General features: G+C 43.2%; 17 protein-coding genes. 8 read left to right on the plus strand and 9 right to left on the minus strand.

The annotated features are described in order from the left end of the window. Positions 1 to 19 precede the first annotated feature (19 nt). From CJD36_RS19710 to CJD36_RS19720, 3 genes are read right to left on the minus strand one after another with little or no spacing between them, the layout of a single operon-like run. Positions 20 to 1,282, minus strand: coding sequence for an alpha/beta fold hydrolase (locus CJD36_RS19710; protein WP_105040918.1), 1,263 nt, complete (start codon positions 1,280 to 1,282; stop codon positions 20 to 22). A 22-nt stretch (positions 1,283 to 1,304) separates the two neighbouring features. Continuing rightward, positions 1,305 to 1,856, minus strand: a complete 552-nt coding sequence (locus tag CJD36_RS19715) for a hypothetical protein (RefSeq protein WP_105040919.1) — start codon at positions 1,854 to 1,856, stop codon at positions 1,305 to 1,307. Continuing rightward, complete coding sequence (locus CJD36_RS19720) at positions 1,853 to 2,143, minus strand: DUF2089 family protein (protein WP_105040920.1); 291 nt, start codon at positions 2,141 to 2,143, stop codon at positions 1,853 to 1,855. The genes CJD36_RS19715 and CJD36_RS19720 overlap by 4 nt, the downstream gene beginning before the upstream one ends. A 196-nt stretch (positions 2,144 to 2,339) precedes the next feature. Here CJD36_RS19720 and CJD36_RS19725 point away from each other — a divergent pair, with 196 nt between their 5' ends. The 6 genes from CJD36_RS19725 to CJD36_RS19750 all read left to right on the plus strand — a co-directional run bounded on the left by CJD36_RS19725 (position 2,340) and on the right by CJD36_RS19750 (position 10,418). After that, a complete protein-coding gene (locus tag CJD36_RS19725) occupies positions 2,340 to 2,921 on the plus strand; it encodes a hypothetical protein (protein ID WP_105040921.1) in 582 nt (193 codons plus the stop codon). Positions 2,922 to 2,984: 63 nt separating this feature from the next. Beyond that, positions 2,985 to 5,459 carry a YfhO family protein gene (locus tag CJD36_RS19730; RefSeq protein WP_105040922.1) on the plus strand — a complete coding sequence of 825 codons (2,475 nt, stop codon included), beginning with the start codon at positions 2,985 to 2,987 and terminating at the stop codon, positions 5,457 to 5,459. Positions 5,460 to 5,562: 103 nt separating this feature from the next. Further along, positions 5,563 to 6,438, plus strand: coding sequence for an acetaldehyde dehydrogenase (acetylating) (locus tag CJD36_RS19735; protein WP_105040923.1), 876 nt, complete (start codon positions 5,563 to 5,565; stop codon positions 6,436 to 6,438). A gap of 10 nt (positions 6,439 to 6,448) precedes the next feature. Then, positions 6,449 to 7,462, plus strand: a complete 1,014-nt coding sequence (gene dmpG, locus CJD36_RS19740; protein WP_105040924.1) for a 4-hydroxy-2-oxovalerate aldolase — start codon at positions 6,449 to 6,451, stop codon at positions 7,460 to 7,462. Between the two features lie 11 nt (positions 7,463 to 7,473). After that, the gene (locus CJD36_RS19745; RefSeq protein ID WP_105040925.1) at positions 7,474 to 8,544 is read left to right on the plus strand and encodes an NAD-dependent epimerase/dehydratase family protein; all 1,071 of its coding nucleotides are present in this window, start codon (positions 7,474 to 7,476) and stop codon (positions 8,542 to 8,544) included. A gap of 47 nt (positions 8,545 to 8,591) precedes the next feature. Beyond that, entirely contained in the window at positions 8,592 to 10,418 is a 1,827-nt protein-coding gene (locus CJD36_RS19750) for a thiamine pyrophosphate-binding protein (protein ID WP_105040926.1), read from the plus strand. Positions 10,419 to 10,446: 28 nt separating this feature from the next. Here CJD36_RS19750 and CJD36_RS19755 read toward each other — a convergent pair whose 3' ends face one another. After that, positions 10,447 to 11,487 (minus strand): NAD-dependent epimerase/dehydratase family protein, encoded by a 1,041-nt coding sequence (locus tag CJD36_RS19755; RefSeq protein WP_105040927.1) that lies wholly within the window; start codon positions 11,485 to 11,487, stop codon positions 10,447 to 10,449. Between the two features lie 149 nt (positions 11,488 to 11,636). Here CJD36_RS19755 and CJD36_RS19760 point away from each other — a divergent pair, with 149 nt between their 5' ends. Continuing rightward, positions 11,637 to 12,578: a glycosyltransferase family 2 protein gene (locus CJD36_RS19760; RefSeq protein ID WP_105040928.1), complete on the plus strand. Its 942-nt coding sequence runs from the start codon at positions 11,637 to 11,639 to the stop codon at positions 12,576 to 12,578. Positions 12,579 to 12,599: 21 nt separating this feature from the next. Here the strand turns inward: CJD36_RS19760 and CJD36_RS19765 are convergent, their stop codons facing one another. The 5 genes from CJD36_RS19765 to CJD36_RS19785 form a co-directional block, all read right to left on the minus strand. After that, positions 12,600 to 13,538: an FkbM family methyltransferase gene (locus tag CJD36_RS19765; RefSeq protein ID WP_105040929.1), complete on the minus strand. Its 939-nt coding sequence runs from the start codon at positions 13,536 to 13,538 to the stop codon at positions 12,600 to 12,602. A gap of 120 nt (positions 13,539 to 13,658) precedes the next feature. Next, entirely contained in the window at positions 13,659 to 15,278 is a 1,620-nt protein-coding gene (locus CJD36_RS19770) for a Na+/H+ antiporter (protein ID WP_105040930.1), read from the minus strand. A gap of 104 nt (positions 15,279 to 15,382) precedes the next feature. Continuing rightward, on the minus strand, positions 15,383 to 15,673 hold the full coding sequence (locus CJD36_RS19775) for a DUF1330 domain-containing protein (RefSeq protein ID WP_105040931.1): 291 nt from the start codon (positions 15,671 to 15,673) through the stop codon (positions 15,383 to 15,385). Positions 15,674 to 15,732: 59 nt separating this feature from the next. Continuing rightward, positions 15,733 to 16,806, minus strand: a complete 1,074-nt coding sequence (locus CJD36_RS19780) for a PA0069 family radical SAM protein (protein WP_105041011.1) — start codon at positions 16,804 to 16,806, stop codon at positions 15,733 to 15,735. A gap of 12 nt (positions 16,807 to 16,818) precedes the next feature. After that, complete coding sequence (locus tag CJD36_RS19785) at positions 16,819 to 18,147, minus strand: DNA polymerase Y family protein (protein WP_105040932.1); 1,329 nt, start codon at positions 18,145 to 18,147, stop codon at positions 16,819 to 16,821. Positions 18,148 to 18,470: 323 nt separating this feature from the next. Between CJD36_RS19785 and CJD36_RS19790 the strand changes: the two genes are divergently transcribed. Beyond that, complete coding sequence (locus CJD36_RS19790) at positions 18,471 to 21,143, plus strand: NHL domain-containing protein (RefSeq protein WP_105040933.1); 2,673 nt, start codon at positions 18,471 to 18,473, stop codon at positions 21,141 to 21,143. The last annotated feature ends 635 nt before the right edge of the window (positions 21,144 to 21,778 follow it).

Genomic DNA, 21,778 nt, shown 5'->3' on the forward strand with positions numbered 1-21,778 from the left:
TTGCAATAGGTCACTACACTTACTTTTTAATAAAACTAATTATAGTGCTTGCCAGCCCTGGTGTAAGCGGCAAGGCCGCGTTTTTGTATGTCGCCATATTCTTTTCATGGTCATGTGCTGCATCTTTCAGCACATGTGTCATATCTTTAAATATCACCAGTTTTGCTACAGGCAGCGCTTTCTTCAATTGCTGCGCATTACTGGTAGCTACCTGCACATCGTTATCGCCCTGCACCAGCATTACAGGTATTTTCAATTTCTTTATCTCCGCCTGCGGATCGTATTTTAACCATGACCTCATGTAGGGTTGTATAGACGGGCGGAACAACATCATCAGATCTGCATGTACATTCGCTACGCTATACCCTTTCTTCAGACTGTCCATAACAACATCTGCATTTTCCCTCACATTCTGCGGAAATGAGGCAAGCTGCACTTTCAGCACCTTATCTGCCGGGTCTGCAATACCAGATATTGATATATATTTCTTCACTCCGCCCTTTCCTGCTGCTACCATACCCACCAGCGACCCTTCGCTATGACCGGCTACAATTACACCCGAAAAACGCTCATCCTTATTCAGCATACCAACAAACCCTGCAGCATCATTTACTATGTCATCAAAGCTCATATCCGCTTCACTTTTACTTGCTGCGGCACTCTCCCCTATCCCACGCTTATCATATCGCACACAGGCGATACCGGCATTTCTCAGCGAATCGGCCAACAATCTGTACGATGCCGCGGTCACACCCATTGTATTATTGCCATCCCTGTCAGTAGGTCCAGACCCTGCTATCAACAATACAACGGGCACCTTACCTTTCACATCAGGCATGGTGAGCGTTCCATGTATTACAGCCCCGTCTCTTGTCATTGTGATATCACTCGCACCGGCAGCGTTCCTGTTCTCTTCAGTTTTATCGGGTGTGAACCTGAAGACGTCCATCTTGTTATGTTCGTCAAGAGACGCTATCAATATCGCATTTACATTTTTAAAGGCCACTTTGTAATAGGTCATCTTCCCTTCCGTACTTGAATACTGATACGAATTGAAATCACCCATCTGCCCATGCAATTGTTGCATCATTGCCTTTGTCTTCTCCAGGGGCATCAGTTGCTGTATTCTCGTCGACAGCATAGCATACAGGCTATCCGTATGGTCTGAGTTAAAATACTGTTGAAACTTACCCACAACAGCATCAACATCTTTGTGTTCTTGCGCGCATACAGTGCCTGCAACGCTGCAAGCCACAAAAAAGGAAACAATGATCTTTTTCATAAAATATTTTAATATATTACAATTATGAATGAGGATATAAAAGACTACAGCAATAAAATGCTGATATTTCTGCGATCAGTAAACAAACAATAAATATAGAAACTGAATTGCTCCCCTTAATATTACAGGATACAGAAAATGCATTGTACGAAAGTGCCACCATCCATATCACGAAAACAAACCCAACAAGCGCAAGGGCAATTACACCCGCAGTAATATCAGCAAGACCGCGTATGTCTGCCGGCAACCCAAACCCTGTCACAGCAGTGAGTATCATTGGCCCACGGGCAAGTGCCAGCGTACCGGTAACATCCACAAGGCGGATCTGCGACGTAGAGAAAACACGGCCAGCAACATAAAATGGCACAACTGTGCACAAAAATATAATTGCCTGCTCCGCAAGGGATATATACAAGGGAAGCCCATCTCTGAATTTATGAAAATCGAGCACCCCATTAAAATGAGAATGACCAAAGAAACCAAGGAGGGCCGCCATAATCATACCAGCTATACCTAAAGCTAAAGCCTTGCCACCTGCTAAATAAATGAAAGGATTAAATAATTTCGTTCTCATATTTCCCCTGTTGATTTCCTCTGAACCACACCTAATTTTAGAATAACATCATCGAGCATATTACGCACTGTTGGATAACTCAGTCCCAGATCCTGAGCCATTATTTTAAGACTTCCGCTGCACTTTACAAAGCTGATAATGAATTGCTGGTCTTCTTCTGTAAGGCTGGCAAGTACCGGCAAATTGTAGTTCCCGGACACTTCAGTATCGCAATGACTACATATAAGGCTCTTTACGTTAAGCAAAGAGGAGCAACTGGGACAAATATGTGGTAGCTTTTTAGACATATACTACACAAAAGTAAAAAACAATTAAATAAAATTTACTTTTTTATAAATAATATTCAAAATAAAATGTAAAATCACTCATTTTATCGAAGTCTATTGAATTTTATTAAAAAGACAGATTTATTCACACCGGTAAGTCCTGCTATTACAGGGGAGCAATTAACTTTGCAGATGCGACCAAACAATTTCCTTTATCATGACTGTTACAAGACTCTTATATATCTTTTGCCTGGTATTGATAATACCGGGTTGTATTGGTAAAAAAGGCGATGATACTAAGAGGATCAACCTGATCGAAAACTCCAACATTAAGCTCCGGGACACTTCATTTCAGAAATATTACAGCGATCTCTACTACTCCCCCTATATCATAAGGCTGGACAAGAATACCAAAAGTGCATTTATTCAAATTGACTCTGCGTATAACAACGTCAACCATCTGGATAAGGACACCCGCGAAGAGTATTACAAAAAAGCACTCTCATTACTAATGAAAGATGAGGTTGACGCTCATAAAGCGATATGGGCGCTACCCGAAATGCGGCAGCTACAGGAAGCGGATGGCGGCAACGGTACTGTAGTAACCTGGATAAAGGAACACCTCGACCACAAAACCGGATATTACCTTATTGATGTAAAACGAAATGATGTAGAGCAGCTTAGCCAGATGAAAGGGATCTCTTCATTCAGAATAAGATTGAGACCACGAAATATTGATATTGCCGACGAGAGCGGCTATTTCGTGTCACTGGCAGTATGGAGACGCGCCCACTCTTAATTGGAATCGATTATATGCCAGTCTCTTATTTGCTACTTTTATAAATCATTTATACTTTGCGGCATGGCCAAACAAAATAAGACACCTAATAAAAAAATACGGGAAGAAATACCCGTCCAAAATCAGGTTAACCCATCAACACCACAACCCGGCACAATATCTGCCAGCACCATCACCAACTTTATAAAAGGCAAGGAGATCTATTTCCTGATGGCCGTAATAGCCCTATGCTGCCTCATTGTTTTCTATGATTTTATCTCAGGAGAAAAGGTATACCTGTATAAAGATATTGGTAGCGACTCTGTAAATATCTATGTCCCATGGATGGCACAGATGAGCGACTACATAAAGAATTATGGCGTCCCTTCATGGTCATTTTCCCAGGGATTAGGGCAGAACGCATTCCCTCTATGGCTGGGCGATTTCTTTTCAAACATCCTCATGCTGTTCAGCAAAGAGAACATTCCCTACTACATTGCATTTGCTGAAATATTGAAGATATTCCTTTGTGGTTTTGTATTCTTTAAATACCTCAACGAACTAAAATTAAGTCGTTTTGCCTCGTATATAGGAGGATTCCTTTTTGCGTTCTGTGGGTATATAATACTAGGCAGTTGTTGGATCATCTTCTCGGTAGAAGCTTTGTATGTGGCCCTTATATTATATGGCTTTGAGCGTTGGTTAAACAAAGGCAAACTGCTTTGGTTTGTAGTCGGCATAGGTGCTTTGAGTTTCCTGCAGCCCTTCCTCTTATTTCCCCATGCGCTTTTTCTTGCAGTCTACATCCCTGTTCGCTTCAATGATGTATACGGACATGAATGGAAAAAATTTCCGCTGTTTATTGCAAAAACAATCGGTCTTGCCATATTAGCTGTAGCCATAAGTGCATACCAGCTATTCCCCGATCTGCTGCAGTATATAGAGAGCCCGCGCGTAGGTGGAGATGCCAGGCTGATAGACACACTAAAGGCACAACCAATATTCAGCCTTGCTGATCCTGTACTACGATTTACTACTACTTTCAGAACATTTGGCAGTGACATGCTGGGAACAGGCATGGAATTCAAAGGCTGGCAAAATTACCTGGAAGCGCCGCTGTTTTACTGCGGCATATTCTGCCTCGTCGCCTTCCCACAGGCGTTTGTAGCCTTCAGCAAAAAGCAAAGGATAGCTTATGGCATTCTTACAGCACTGTTTGTTTTACCCATTCTCTTCCCGTATTTCCGCTATTCATTCTGGGCATATACCGGCGACTATTATAGAGCGCTGTCGCTTGTCATCACTATAATCTTACTGATGTTCTCGGCACGTGCGCTGGACTATATCCTGACCACAAGAAAGATCAACCTAATTGTATTAGGTGGCACTGTTGCTTTCTTGTTGATCCTGTTGTTCAGCCCTTCAAAGGAATTGGAAGCAAACATAAATCAGGGGATGAGGTCTACAGCTACGCTGCTGGTTGTAATATACGCTGCTGTATTATGGGGCTTAACAAGACCAGGCTACGTTAGAAATCTGGCCATAGCTGTACTTATACTTTTCTGCTTCTTCGAGGCGGTGTTTTACTCCACAACTACCGTAAATGAACGCGACATTGTAACCACCAAAGAACTTACAGAAAAAGTTAGCTACAACGACTACACGGTAGATGCCGTCAATTACCTGAAGAATCATGACAAGGGCTTCTACCGCATTAACAAAGACTACCAGTCAGGCCCTGCTATTCACGCCAGTTTCAATGATGCAAAAGCTCAGGGCTATTTCGGCACTACCTCTTATCACTCTTTTAACCAGAAAAATTATATCAGATTCCTGGGAGACCTTGGCGTAGTAGACCCCAAAAACGAATTAGAAACCCGTTGGGTAAAAGGACTGGCGGAAAGACCATTGCTTATGTCGCTCACATCCGGTAAATATTGGATGAGCAAAAAGCCGGCTAACCAATTAAAAGTTTTTGGCTATGATTCCCTTGCAAAATTCGGAGATGTCTATTTGTACCGGAACAACTACTCTATACCATTTGGTATTGCATCCGACATTACGCTAGATGAAGCGACATTCAAAAAACTAAGCCAGGGACAAAAAGACCTCTTTCTATTCAAAGGTTGTGTAGTTAGCAATGATGATAATGAACTGGCGTCATTTAAGAAATTCAACCTGGCCGATACTGCACTGCCCACAACACTCGAACTATATTTTCAGACTGCAAAAGCGATGGCTAATGATAGTTTGGCGATTACAGAATTTAAAGAAAGCAATATAAAAGGTAATATCACCACTACTAGCCCCAAAATACTATTCTTTACCATCCCGTACGATGAAGGATGGAAAGCAACGATAAATGGAGTTGACACGAAATTGTATAGAGTGGACCTGGGACTAACAGGCCTTAAACTACCGGCCGGAAAAAGTACAATAGAGCTGCATTTCGAACCTCGATATAGAGGTAAGGGTGCACTTGTATCGTTGTGCTCAGCGCTGGCATTTATCGCTCTCATTGGAGTTAGTAGCAGAAAATCAAGAAATGAAGCTGTATAACATTGTTGTCGGCCAATATATAACATATGCTCATATTACAAATTGAGCAACAAATGTTACCTTTAAATCGTGCAAAGAACATGCTATACCTAAATTAATACCCGTGCAAAGAAAATTACGAACAGCAATAATCGGAACCGGAAATATTGGCACCGACCTTCTTGTGAAAATTACCCGTTCCGAATATCTTGAATGCGTTTTGTGTGCAGGACGTAATCTCAATTCACCCGGCATGAAAAAGGCCAGTGGAATGAATATACCCGTTTCACCCAACAGCATCGACGCAATAATTCAAAGCGCAGGTGATATTGATCTTGTATTTGATGCCACAAGTGCACAGGACCATTATACTAATTCTAAAATCTTTAGAGAACTTGGACTTATAGCAATAGACCTTACCCCTTCAAGAGTAGGGAAAATGTGTATCCCTGCGGTAAATATGCAGGATTGTCTTGAAGAAGATAACCTTAACATGGTTACCTGTGGTGGTCAGGCTTCAATTCCCCTGGCCTATGCTATTGCAAGCGTCAATAAAGAGATAGAATATATAGAAACTATTTCCAGTATCGCTTCTCGTAGCGCTGGGCCGGCAACAAGGATCAACTTAGATGAGTATCTGCAAACGACTGAAATGGGGATAAAGTCATTTTCAAACGCAGAAAGATCAAAAGCAATTCTCAACCTAAATCCTGCAGTACCGTGTGTTGATATGCAAACAACTGTTCTGGCAAAGATCGCCAATCCAGATCTTGTCGGTACCAAAGAAGCCATACTGAAAATGGTTGCTAAGTTGCAGACCTACATTCCGGGATACGAATTGATAGTAGAACCGATGATAGAGAATGGAAGATTGGCGGTTATGGTAAGAGTAAGAGGTCTGGGAGATTATCTGCCTTCTTTTGCAGGAAATCTGGATATTATTAATTGCGCGGCTATTGCAGCTGCCGAGGCATTTGCAAAGAAAAGGGCGCAGGCATAAACATCGAATAATGAGTACAAAGAAAATAATCATTACCGACCCCTCACTCCGCGATGGCTCACATGCGTGCAGTCATCAGATAACCGAGGAGCAGTTATTGGCGTATGCAAAAAGCGCTGATGAAACGGGGATTGACTATATAGAAGTAGGACACGGCAACGGTCTTGGAGCATCTTCATTGCAATTAGGTGAAAACCTGATCGAAGAAAAACGAATGCTTCAATTGGCGCGTTCCGTTATACATAAAAGTAAATTGAGCGTGCACGTAATGCCGGGCTTTGCTACAATTGAGCGAGAGATCCGGCAGGCCATGGACATCGGTGTTGACCTCTTCAGGGTTGCCTCTCATTGCACCGAAGCCGATATTACAATGCGGCACATCAACTACATAAGGGCTCAGGGTAAAGAAGTATGGGGCATATTGATGATGACCCATCTGGCAACAAAGGAAGTTTTGCTTGAAGAGGCACAGAAAATGCAGTCATACGGAGCCAAAGCTATTGTGCTTATGGACTCTGCAGGCGCTTTCTTACCTGCAGATGTAGAGTCAAAAATAGGCCACTTAAGCCAGCATCTTGTCGTACCTGTAGGCTTTCACGCTCATAACAACATGGGGCTTAGCGTGGCCAATTCACTCACCGCCATTAATGCAGGCGCATCTATTGTTGATGCTACAGCTTGTGGTTTCGGCGCAGGGGCTGGAAATACGCCGATCGAGCTTCTGGCTGCAGCAATGTTCCAGTTAAAACTAGATAGTAACCTCGATCTGTATAAGGTATTGGAAACATCTGATCTGGCAAGAATACTTTTTGCCAAAAATCTTCCGTTTAGCAACTCTACAACAGTGGTAAGTGGCATCACCGGTATTTTCTCCGGCTTCGCGAAAATTGTAGAGCGCGTTTCTAAAGAACTCAAGGTCGATCCGAAAGATGTGTTTTTCGAACTGGGACGACGCAAGGTAATTGGAGGACAGGAAGACCTTATACTTGAAGTTGCAAGTGAACTATCAAAAAAAAATAATTAAAGCCTACAAACATGCCATCTATAAAAAAGCCAATAGACATCGTCAAACAAGACGTGTTGAACATTTTCGAGATGCATAGCCAATTGCCCGAACCACTTCGTAATGCACATATTTTTATTACCGGCGGCACGGGCTTTTTAGGCTCATGGCTCCTGGAGCTAATTTGCGGATTGAATGACCAGTTTGACTTTAAGATCAAGGCCACGATAGCCAGTAGATCAATGAGTAAGTTCATAAAGAGCCACCCTCATTTGGTAGCGCGCAAAGAGTTTACTTTTCAACCCAACGATGTAAGGAATCTCATTGAGCTACCTCACGATACCACGCATATTATTCATGCAGCGGCAACCTCAAGCAGAGACTTTTTTGCTAGTTTCCCAACTACTGCTTTTGAAAATAATGTAGACGCCACTCTGCAGATATTCAGACGAGCGGTTCAATTGGGCTCTATTCAGAATATACTGCTTGTTTCCTCATCTTTGGTTTACGGCAAACAGCCGGATGATGCATTAAGTATTGCTGAGGATTCGTTCGGTGGTGTGATCAATCCCTTCGACACAAACTCGGTTTATGCAGAGTCGAAGAGAGCTTGCGAAGCAGCAGCAGCGGCATTCTTAACGGAAATGAAACTGCCTATTTCTATTGCACGCCCATTTTCCTTTATTGGGCCTTACCAGTCTTTAGATCTGCCATGGGCTATAACCAATTTCATGCAGGAGGCCTTTAAAGGAGGACCGATAAACATTATGACAGATGGATCGGTAGTCAGAAGTGCCATGTATGCTTCAGACTTTGCCAACTGGATATTGCACATAACAGCATATGCCCAACCTCGCGCTGTGTACAATGTTGGCAGTCCTGAGCCGGTGAACCTTTTGTCTCTGGCAAAAATGATAAGTTCCTATTTCAAAGATGAGCCTAAGATCATAACATCATCGGGCAACAATACTTTGGGTGGACGTAGAAATGTTGTCCCCAATGTATCTAAGGCCCAAAAAGAACTACAGCTAAAGATCACAGTGAATATGGAAGAAGCTGTAAGAAGATCTATGGAATGGCATAGCACTAATCAATACCACTAACTATTCTCCTTATCCCGGGCAATAGTATTAATACAACGACGAAACAAATGATGATAAAAGTAAGTGATGCGATAGCGACTTTCCTCGAGAAAAACGGCATGACCCACCTGTTCGGTATAATAGGAGCAGGCAACGTCCACATTTTTGACTCGGTCTATCAAAACGAAGCGCTGCAAATGGTTTGTGTACATCATGAACAGGCCGCGTGTATGGCAATGCAGACTTATTATCGTGCTTGCAATAAAGTAACTGCGTCTATCCTCACTACAGGGGCAGGCTCAAGCAATGGCATTACAGGCGTACTGAGCGCATGGGCAGACTCCATTCCCTGCCTGGTGATTTCGGGAAATGAAAACTCCAAGTACATTCCTGATAACAAACTTAGGATGTATGGTGTGCAGGGATACGACAGTTCCTTAATGGTAGAAAGTATTACTAAATATGCGGTTAGGGTCATGGACCCAAAGATGGCCGTTTATGAGTTAGAGAAGGCGCTGTGGATCGCATTAGATCAACGCCCCGGCCCTTGCTGGATAGACGTCCCAATGAATATCCAGTCTTCTTTTATCGAAGAGAGTGAGCTGTTGCATTTCATTCCGGAATCGCTTACAAATAATGAAGTAAAAAGTGAATTGCCCAAAGTAGTTTCATCAGTTCTTGACGAACTGGTGACAGCAGAGCGCCCTGTTATCTGGTTAGGACATGGTATAAAATTAGCCGGGGGCGAGTCTCTGATAAAAGAACTGATGGATAAACTACCTGCTGCCTATCTGGTATCCTGGGCAGGTATTGACATGGTCGACTCCGACCACCCATTACTATATGGCCGGGCAGGTGTTTATGGCCAGAGAGCAGCCAATTTCATTTTGCAGAATTGCGACTACTTATTGGCAATAGGAACCAGATTGGCCATACCCCAAGTGGGCTATGACATTACCGAACTTACCCGTGACGCTAAAATTACCGTTGTAGATATTGACAAGACCGAACTAGAAAAATACAGCGCACGCTACAATACAACTATATGTGCTGATGCAAAAGACTTTATATCTGAGCTCTTACAAGCAATAAATACTACACCTATACAGTCCGGTATCTACACAAACTGGATCAACAGATGCAATAAATACAAGGCCGATTTCCCTTGGGTAGATAAAGAGCATGCAGACACAAACGGCTTTATCAATTCCTACCGATTTATGCAACGGCTCAATGATCATTTCAAGCCGGACCAGATCGTTGTAACCGACATGGGCACTGCACTACTAAGTGGTCATCAGGTATTGAAAATAAAGCCAGGGCAACGGCTCATGACCTCAACAGGTCTTGGCGAAATGGGTTATGGATTACCGGCGGCTATTGGCGCATCGTTCGCAACAAACATGGGCGAAGTATTGTGCCTTAATTGCGATGGCGGGATGATGCTGAACCTGCAAGAACTACAGACAATTGCTCACTATAACTTACCCATCAAGATCATAGTGTTTAACAATGATGGGTACCTGATGATCAAGCACACGCAGAAAAACGTGGCACAGGGCAGGTATGCAGGAGTAGATAAGAATTCCGGAGTATCATGTCCCGACTTCAGCCGGGTGGCATATGCGTTCAATTTCCCATCATGGCAAATAAGAATTTGGGAAGACTGCGACACTATGATAGACGAATTTATGAATTGCAAAACGGCAGCTATTTGTGAAGTATTTATGGATCCCGAACAATTCTTTGTGCCTAAACTAGGGTTGTCGGTTCAAAAAGACGGCTCCCTTATTTCACCGCCACTCGAAGACCTATCTCCATTCCTCGATCGTGAAACGATGGAAAAAAATATGCTGTCGGGAATGCACCCGAAGTCAAAAAAAATACAACCATAACTAATAGCTAAAAGAACAATTGCCGGACTTATAAAAAGCTGGCAATTGTTCTTTTAAATCCTTCTTCCACCGTCACTTCAGGCAACCAACCAAGCTGACTTACCTTTTCAATATCGGGAGAGTTTCGGTGAATAGGACTCTTTATGTAACCGGCATTATTGCTGGCGGGTATGTCAACGACAACCTTCAACCCTAATTCCGGGTATAACGACACAAGGATATTTGATAATTCTAAAATACTGTGCTCCTCACCCGGGTTACCTACATTATATGCCTGCCCATCTACACCATCAACCAGAACAGTAAGAAAGCCCAGTGTGGCATCTCTCAGGTAGCAAAACGGCCGTATGGCGCTGCCATCGCTATGGAGCACAATATCTTGCCTGTTGACAATGTTAGATACCAGATCAGCAAAAACACGACCATCATTAAGCGCCATGCCCGGACCATAAGTATGAAATGGTCTGATGATCTTTGCCTTTACACCATACTGATGGTGATAACTCACACATATGTTTTCTCCCATTCGCTTGCTCTCACCATAACAAGCTCTCACATTCGCACAATTCAGGTAGCCAAACGTGTCTTCCTTTATGGGTATCTGATCTTCCCTCACTTCTCCATATACCTCTCCCGAACTGAAATATAGAAAAGAGTCCACATTATTCTTTACTGCTATCTTCATCAGATTGATCGTCCCTAGCACATTAGCACTCAGCGTTCCTACAGGGTCAATGCCATAATATTTAGGGCTGGCCTGGCTGGCAGCATGAATGATGAAATCTACCTTATCCTCTATCTCAAACGACTCACTCACATCCTGCACAACGATCTTCAAATTGGGGCTCGATAATAAATGAGCAAAGCGGGTTTCTGCTTTTTGTTTGTTCCTAACTATCGCGATCACTTTGGTATTAAAAGAGTCAGCCAACGCCATAAACGTCTCCACAAGATAAGCAGGTAAAAAACCGTTAGCGCCCGATATGAGAACAGTCTTACCTGCGAATTTATCCCACTTTTGAAACTGGGAAATGATGAGATCAATGTCTTCTTTTATTATTGCATTCAAGGCACCGTAAATTTAAATTCAAGTATAAATGTAGCGCTTATTAAGGGTTTATTATATCACCTCTCGTAACGCATCTTATTAGCAAATGACTATAAAATATACTATTTTCGGGCATTATTGTTTGGGATAGAACTGATAATAAAATACTTATGAAAAAACACATTTCAGTTATTACACCATGCTATAACGAGGAAGGCAATGTTGCTTTACTGGTTGAAGCTATCGGTAAGATATTTGACCATCTACCCCAATACACATACGAACACGTTTTAATAGACAATTGTTCAGTTGACAAAACACCCGAGATATTACGTGAAATTGCTGCAGTAAATAAACACGTAAAAGTTATACTTAATGAGCGCAATTTCGGCTGGATACGTTCCCCTTTTCACGGATTGATCCAATGCTATGGCGACGCCGTCATATACATGGTATCAGACTTTCAGGAACCGCCTGAAATGATCCCGAAATTTCTTGAAAAGTGGGAAGAAGGTTATAAGATAGTCATAGGTATCAAAGAGCAAAGCAAGGAAAACCCGGTAATGTTCGCAATAAGATCCTTCTTCTATAAGATACTGGCCAGCGCTTCCGACGGAGAGCCAACCATAAAGAACTTCACAGGATTCGGATTATACGATCAGAAATTCATCAAAATAGTTCGTGGGCTTGATGATCAGTATCCCTACCTGAGAGGCCTGGTATCTGAACTGGGTTTCAGAAGATATGAAATACCTTATGTGCAGCCCGATCGTTTTGCAGGAAAGACCAGTTCTAATTTTTTCAGGCTGTATGATGTGGCCATGCTGGGCTTCACCAATCACTCAAAATTACCACTACGCATCTCAGCCTTTATAGGCTTTTTCTCGGCCATCATCAGCCTGTTGATGGGGGTTGGTTATCTTATCTACAAACTCATTTTCTGGAACTGGTTCGAGGTAGGCCTGGCACCATTGGTTATAGGCGTATTCTTCTTTTCCTCAGTGCAGCTGTTCTTCATTGGCATTATTGGCGAGTACATAGGCGCCATTAATACACAGGTGAGAAAGCGCCCATTGGTAATAGAACGGGAACGACTAAATTTCGACGAATGACCCTGCAAGTAGTTCAAAAGATCATGTCAATGACAAGATCTTTTGAGCATGTTTTTCAGGGTGGAGAAAGAAATAGTTTGTCTCCGTTGTTGCTTCAGTCACTTCCTTTACAGGGCGCAACCTGCCGTTATGCGCAGTGTAACAGTTATAGCCAAACTGGCCGAAAAACGATATGATGTCATTGGGGTGGTAATTGAATTTTGCCGCCCACTTCCTCAGCATTTCGGTAAAAATTATAGGCTTGTGCTTTTCAAAAGTATCCTTGCCGCCTTTGTAAACCATTAGTTCAGCACCCTCCACATCACACTTAATAAAGTCCAGTTGCGCGATACCGTTCTCTGCTATGTAATTGTCAATGGTGTTCGCCTGGCACTCCAGTTTCACCATGCCGCTGTTTTCAGTTATATTAACTGACGATGAAGCTCCGGTAATAGTAGGAGAATAATAAAAAGTGAGTTTACTTATCGTATCAGAGAATGCAAAATTATTCAATGTAATATTGGAGGCATTGTTATTTTCGGTATTCCGCTTCAGTTGGGCATACGTCTCAGGTATAGGCTCAAATGAGTAAATAGAGGAAGAAGGCAATTTCTTAGATAGATGATTAGAATACCAGCCAATGTTAGCCCCTATATCAAATATCACGTCTTTATCACTTACCAGCTTATACAGCATCTCAGAATCTTCCAACTCATATTGATCAAAATTGAAGGTATCAACAGGTGTGATACGCTTATCGAGTACATCAACATAGAACTTTACACCACCGGGATGAAGGTCTGTTTTACGTGAAGTGAAAATAACATTACCGTCCTCGATCTCTATCTTGGCGATCTCGGTACTGCCTAAAATTTCTGAAAAGTCAAATAATACCTTATGGTATTCATGCATTTTATTGATAAAATCGGCCTTGGTTAACTCGCTGTTTTTATATGCAGTTTTGGTTTCCTTAATACTCATTTTTTAGTTTTTACTTACCCTTTACCAATTCAGCCACCTTCCATTCAAATCCCGACAAAGATATAGATTGCAGCCATTTTATCATATGCTACCCTCACTATTTCATATATCTATCTTACGCTACACCACCCTATTCAACTGCACCGTCAACCTCGACTCTTCAATATCTAATTCATCCTGTAGTTTTTTGAGGATGGTACTGCTGGCGGCGTCTTCTTTATGCATATCTACCAAAAGCGCTCGCTCAAAGTCTAGTAGCGCTTTCTGGACGTTGGCGTATTGCACGTAGAGATCAGTAACTGATGTCTGATTTTCCTGTGCACCCTCTACAGCTGCATGTACACCACCTGCCAGCTTTACACGGGCAGTGTACTTATTGCGTAACCTTCTTATCACCCGGTCGTCATTGTCTTTAGTGTTGAGCTGTCCATCTATGAATGCCACTACCTGTAGTGCCAGCATTCTTCTTACTTTCTTTTCCTCATCTACCTGCCGAGAATCATCGTTAGAGATGTTGAGCAGTTTTATAAGGAAGGGAAGGGACAAACCCTGAACTACCAGCGTAAAGAATATCACACAGAAGGTGATGAACAGTATCATATTGCGCTGCGGAAAATCATCGCCATTATTCAACGCCAATGGAATGGCCAAAGCTGCCGCCAGCGATACCACCCCTCTCATCCCCGTCCAGGAAATAACAGTTACATAGCGCCAATCTATTTTTCGGGTGTCGCGCAGTCCCTTCTTACTGAGCCACACCGGTATATAAGCTCCGGGAAACACCCACAATATTCTTACTACTATGGCTACTGCCGTTATCAACAAACCGTATCCCAGCGCATCTAACAGCGACTTTTTCTCGATATTCGATATAATGCCCGGCAACTGCATACCTATCAAAATGAATACAAAACCATTGAGTAAGAACTCTATAGTATTCCAGAAAGAGCTGGTTTGTATACGGGTTTGGAAAGAGAAGGCCTCAGGTGAACGGAACGAGACAAACAGCCCAGCGGCTACTACCGACAACACCCCCGACATATGAAAATGCTCTGCAAGCAGATACGCCGAATACGGAGTAAGTAAAGTAAGGGCTACTTCAAGTGTAACATTGTCTTTGATACGACGCAATGCCCATAACAACAACCACCCTATCAACACCCCAATTGCTAACCCTCCGCTGGCTATCCATATAAATTGCAGGCTGGCTTTCCAGAAGATAAAACCGCCGGTTACCATGCTGAGAATAGCGTATCTGTACGCCACCAGTGCCGATGCATCATTGAGCAAGCTCTCACCCTCTAATATAGTTACCACCCTCTTGTTTAGGTTGAGTCCCTTAGTAATGGAAGTAGCTGCCATAGCATCGGGAGGGGAAATAACGGCACCCAATATAAACCCTAACTGCCACGAGAAACCCGGTATAAAATAATGGGCAACAGCGGCAATAGCAATTGTGGTGAAGAACACCAACCCGGTAGACAGCGATATCACCGCTCCCTTTTCCGCCTTTACATCATGCCAGGAAAGTTTCCATGAAGCTGTAAAAAGCAGCGGTGGAAGAAATATAAGAAATACAGTATCCGGTTTTAAGTCTACATCAGGTAGCTGGGGAGTAAACCCGATGACCAGACCCGCTACCACCAGCATAATGGACTGTGGGATCTTTAACCGCTCTACAATAGCAGAAAAGACCACCAGAACCACCAACAGAAATATTATGATCTCAATAGTAGGCATATGGTCAAAGTTAGGCTAACCCAATAAGATAAATATCAGGCCCGTTGTAAGTTAAAAGTCAAAAGACATGGGCTTGGTGCACTTTAACCTTTTGGCAGACAGTCTTAACTACCCACTATCAACAGGCTACTTCTTACCGATTCATCTTTGAGGTGCAGAAATGCCTTCCGGTCAGCATCATGCTTAAATGCTTCAAAATCTGTGTCTGATTCAAAACTTATCAGGTGGATCTCGTAGGGCACTTCAACATGCGCCTCTATTACCTGCCCGGGACGGGTGCGCAGCATCAGCTGGCCATTGTATTTTGCTATGATGGGAATAGCAATGCGTTCAAATTCATCAAAGACCGATTCTTTACCGGCCACTATGTAAATGAGCTGTGTAATGAAAATCATGGTGCAATTTTAGAAAGATAAATTTACTTAATTTATCTAAATAAAATGCCCCAGACAATTCAAAACAAAGACAATTGCTGATTTTTCACTCTTCTGAAATCACTCACATTATATTCCATCTTTGCCTGATTGAGACCATATTTTTTGGTGTATAACTTGAACTGGGTCTTTATCAGTTCAGCAAATTTACCATCACCTACTATCCTATTTCCCCAGCGGCTATCGTTTACATTGCCATCGTGACATTCCTCAATCTGGTGCCACACTTTGGCAGCACGATCTGGGAAGGCTTTTTCAAGCCAATCTTTAAAGATGGGCCCAACCGCACCATTGAGTCGGACGACTGTATATCCCGCCCACCTGGCACCACTCTCACTGGCGGCCTTCAGCACATCGTGCATATGCATATCGTTCAGGCCTGGTATCAGCGGAGCATTCATTATACCCGTAGGAATACCTGCTTTGGCCATAGTCTCTACAACCTTTAGCCTGCTGCGGTACGATGCAGTTCTTGGCTCCAGTACCCTGCGCAGGTCTTCATCGAGCGAGGTTATAGAAGAGAAGACTCTCACGAGGTTGAGCCTTGCCAGGTCTTGAATGATGTCAATATCGCGCAACACCAATGCATTTTTACTGAGTATACCCACAGGGTTACGGTATTCCAGGCACACCTCCAGCAGCTGCCGGGTAATCCGCATCTTGCGCTCTATGGGCTGATAACAATCTGTATTACCAGACAATGATATAGGCGCCGGCACCCAGTTTTTATTATCAAAGAACTTACGCAGCAATGCAGGTGCATTTTTCTTTACCACGATACGACTTTCAAAATCGAGCCCGGCACTATAGCCCCAGTATTCATGAGAATTGCGGGCATAGCAATAGATACAGCCATGCTCGCACCCCTGGTAAGGATTGGCAGAGTATAGCATACCTACATCGGGACTGGTTACCTTATTGACAAGCGTTTTGCTATCGTCATATATATATTGTGTCTTGCGCTCATCGTGCTCCCAGTCGTCTATACCCTCTACATGCTCCTGCACATACTGCCCTTTCAAAAACCTGTTCTTAGGATTGAACTGTGCTCCCCTGCCTTTTTCGAATCTATCGTTAGCTTCCTGGTTGATCATCGTGCGCTGCATTTACATTTCGTAATCATCATCTTCTTCTAGCATAAATTTATTGACCACCGCGCCGTCGCTATCGGGGCTCATGTCTTTTACCGAGCCAAAGCCAATAGCATCTTTGAGTATGCCGGGAACCAATATTTCACTACCCTTCCTTACTATGTTTTTCCGATACTTATCTTTCATCTCATACATTACTTTACGTACTACGTCCTGCTTCATCTGGTTGTCGAACAGACCATATTGCAATAGCTTTTCGTCGACGAAACTCAGTACAGTAACGCCCAGGTTCTGCACCTTGTCTGTAAGCAATGTGGTGATCTGGTGCGATCGTTCATGGTCGGTCATCTTTTCAAGAATATAGCGCCGCATGTGCATACCATCCTGAACAGGGTCGGCGAGTTTTATTTTAGCCTCCCATCTGTTGCCATCGAAATATCTGATGGTGCAGTGTATCTCTTTGCAAAACACTTTGTTCTTCACCATTCGCTGCTCCAACCTCATGCACAGTGCTATAAGCATTGAGTCCATCGCCTGTTTGCTTTCCCTGATAGGCTTGCTTAGCGTGCGGGCTGCACTCATGGTCTTAAAGGGATTACTATAAATATCGACCTCCATAAAGTGAAGCCGCTTGTGCCAGTAGTTTCCTACAATACCACCAAAGGCTTTCCGCAACAAAGCCTCAGATGAATGCCGCATCTCCAATGGCGATTTGATACCGATCATCTGCAGCCTGCGTTCATTGGCGCTGGCAATGCCCGGCAGGTCTGTAAGCTTTAACTTTGCCAGGTGTCCATCAATATTGTCAGGGGTGATCTCTATTAACCCATCCGGCTTCTGCAATTCGGTGGCCAATTTGGCCAGGAAGGCGTTGGGCGCTATACCAATGGAACATTTCAAGTAGTCGTACTTTGCTGTGATGTCTGCCTTTATCTTGCGGGCTATCTCTGTAAAGTCGTTGTATACCAGCCGGTAAGAGGTAAAATTCATCAGTGCTTCATCTATACTCTTGGCTATAACATCATCGCAGTAAGTACGCAAGATGGCCATGATCTCAACATGTATCTGCCTGTACCTGGCAGGGTGGGTAGTAACGGGTATAATGTCGGGGCATACCAGTTTGCAATCGTACAATCGCATACCTGTTTTTACGCCCATTCGTTTGGCCTCGATTGATGCGGCTATGACACTGGCGTTTGGACTATCATAGGTAAGTACTCCTACAGGCTTATTCCTGAGGTGGGGATGGCGCTGCTGCTCGCAGCTGGCAAAATAGCTGTTCATGTCAACATACATGACAATTGAATTGTGTTTTACCGATATGGAGTTACTATTTACTGCCATCTTATTGCTAAGGTAGTATAAAATGTCAACTAAATTGGAATTTATTTTGTCAGGAAATGAGGAAAATCTAGCTATGAAACAAATATGTAAAAAAGTACCACAAATCTCATACACTTTATCAACGGTTGCTTTATATTTATAACATATACCTAATACAAAAAAAACTAAAAAATTCACTATTTAAAACCTATTCACGGCACAGCAACCCCTAACCATTGTGCGGCTCAGGATACAACTGCCGCAGTTACCCTGTTCTACTTAACGAATACGGATGTGGACATTACGTAAATCAAAAAAGGATCACAATCAAATGGAAGAAATCTATGAAAAAAATCATTTTAGCAAGTATGCTGTGCCTTATAAGCCTGCTTACCTATGCGCAGGCAGGTTATATTACAACGATTGCTGGAACAGGGACAGCCGGCTATACGGGAAATGGAGTACCTGCAACGACAGCTACAATTGATGTGACAACAGGAATGGCTATTGACGGCACTGGAAACATATTTATTTCCGACCTCAACAACCACGTAGTAAGAAAAATAAATACAAGTGGTATTATCACTACAATAGCAGGGAATGGGACTCAAGGGTTTTCAGGAGACATGGGACCTGCAACAGATGCACAACTAGATAAACCTAGAGGATTGGCGTGCGATGCTACCGGAAATTTGTACATAAGCGATTATAAAAATCGTCGTATTAGGAAAGTAAGCACGTCGGGGGTGATAACAACATTTGCGGGAATTGGCACTGAAGGTAGTACAGGAGATTTAGGTCCTGCTACTGCTGCGGAATTTAATAGCGTTTCTGATCTTGCCTTTGACGGTACTGGCAATTTATATGTATGTGACCAGGCAGAGAATGTAATCAGAGTAATAAATACTTCTGGATATATAAATGCCTTTGCAGGGGATGGGACGGCCACAACAGCCGGAGATTTGGGACCAGCAACAGCAGCGGGAATCAATAGTCCCACGTGTATTACGATAGATGGGGCTGGGAATCTGTTAATTACCCAGTTTAATGACAATAGAATAAGAAAAGTAAATACTTCAGGCGTAATCAGTACGTTAACTGGTACAGGCAGTGCCGGATATACGGGGGATGGTAACCCTGCTACGGGAGCACAAATAGACGGTCCAATTGGAATAACCTGTGATGCGACGGGCAACATTTACTTTAGTGATGCGTTCAACTACGTTATTCGTCAAATAAATACTTCCGGAATAATTTCCACTTATGCAGGTAGTGGAACAGCGGGATTTTCAGGAGACGGAGGTTTGGCAACTGCAGCGCAATTAGGAGGAACATCCCTTATTCGCGCAAATTCCTCGGGTAGCCTAGCTTTATTTGATGGGGGCAACCATAGAATCAGGCTTATTACCGCCGACAACCCTCCATCCTTCATAGGCGGCTCATCACAAACATTAACCGTTTGTCAGGATGCATCAGCTACATCTATAAATACACTGCTGGCTATTACCGAGCCAGATGCAGGGCAAACAGAAACATGGAGCGTTACCTCGGGGCCGGCGCATGGTTCTTTGTCGGCTGCATATAGCACCGTATCAACAGGCAGCCCAATTACCATTACACCAACAGGGCTTACCTATACACCTACTACAGGTTATAGTGGCACCGACGCATTTACCGTAGAGGTGACCGATGGTATTGCTGTCACTTCAACAACTATAACGGTAACTATAAACCCTCCGCCCACAGTAGCTGCCATAAGTGGCAGCAGCACTACGCTATGCGCGGGCAGCAATCTTACCCTCACTGACGCAACCCCAGGCGGTACATGGAGCAGCGGCACTACAGCTGTGGCAACAGTAAACAGCAGTGGCATGGTACATGGCTTAGCAGGAGGTACCACCAACATTTCATATAGTGTTGCTAACAGCTGTGGTACAACCTATGTAGCTTATGTGATTACCGTTATTGCATCTCCAAATGCCGGCACATTGTCAGGCACTACATCTGTCTGCAGGCTTGAGTCTACCACCCTTACACCATCAGGCGATGCCGGTGGCACATGGTCGGCAAGCAATACTACAGCCACGGTAGTAGGTGGAGTAGTAACCGGAGGTGCTGGTGTGGGCAATCTATACCAGACAGATACTATTACTTATGCCGTTACAAATAGCTGTGGTACTTCTGTCGCTACGAAAGCAGTTATTATAAGGGGAATTCCTTATCGTTCAGCCGGAACAAGTTCAATATGTGTAGGACGTCCACAGCTCGAGGTATTTAGTCCGTCAGGAGTTTCGCTTACTGCTGTTACAGCCACAGGATGCAGTGCAGTTATTTCAGGTACTTCAATGACAATAACCGCTACAGTAGTGGCAGCACCATGTATAACAATCACTTTTTCGTTAGCAAACAGTACGGCTACGGTTTGTCATGATACAATAGTACACTCGTACAACTCTAGTTCATATCCAATAACTTTATCTGGCTCACAATATGTTCGACTAGGTAATACAATCTCACTTGGCGGATTTTTCGGAATAGGTTATAATTGGACAGTATCGCCGTCAACTTCTATTGGTTTCCTTGTGTCAGGCAGTGTTGTTAGTGGTGTGTCATCGACCGGTACAGTTACTATTTCACCTTCGGCAAGTGGTAATGTCGGTGATCAAGCCATTATTACCGTTACCCGTACCAATGGATGTCTTGAAAGTGATACACAAAAGGTAGAAATAATTTGCCCCACATGCAAGCCTGCCAATGAAACAGAGCTACTAGTAGCCGATGTTGGTTATCTTGAGGTATATCCCAATCCGGGGTCGGGGAAATTTACAATTTCTTTACCTTCCGACAATTCATTGTCAGCGATAACAATTACCGATTTAGCTGGCAAAATAATAGCCACGAGAATAATAGCAAAAGATAAAGTGGATTTCGATCTCAGCAATTACCCCCGAGGTATGTATATCATCAATGTAACAGCTGGCGAGAAAAAATATCGCGAAAAAGTGCTTATAGAATGATCGCATCACTTGCAGTTAACTTTAAAATCCTGTCTCTATTTTGGGCAGGATTTTTTTTCATTATATCCTGAAAAAACATATCCACACAAAAAAAACCACCTCAAACCCTCACCCACAGAGCATTACAGCTGATTTTTTCGCAAATTTTGTGGATATGTTTATTTTATAATGTCATTTTCTCGAATTAATTTGCACCCGATTTTTAACCTGTCACCCTGAGCTTAAGTTTACTCTGAGTTTACCGAAGTGAAGGGCGACGAAGTTCTTTGACTTTATGAACCCTATGAAAACACAATTACCCCTACACGTAGGGGCTGAATATCTTCCGCTTGGCGTCAGCCCTGAAATAAACAAATACAGGGATTATCTAACTAACATGTAAACCTATTTAGGGACGAGGAATGGCAAATAAAAGTGGCAACATGTGGCAGAAAGTGGCAGAAAGTGGCAGAAAGTGGCAGTTTGTTAAAATGAGCCGTAAACCACACCAGGCATACAATTAAGCCAAAACACCCAACGAAAAACTGCCACTTTTACGAAAAACTGCCACTTTTTGAAAATGCCCTGGTGTGTCATTGGCAGGCACGAAGCAATCTTGCATCGGGATGCTTGCGCAGATTGAAGACACCTGAAAT

This window comes from Flavipsychrobacter stenotrophus, from assembly GCF_002954265.1.
GTDB lineage: Bacteria > Bacteroidota > Bacteroidia > Chitinophagales > Chitinophagaceae > Flavipsychrobacter > Flavipsychrobacter stenotrophus.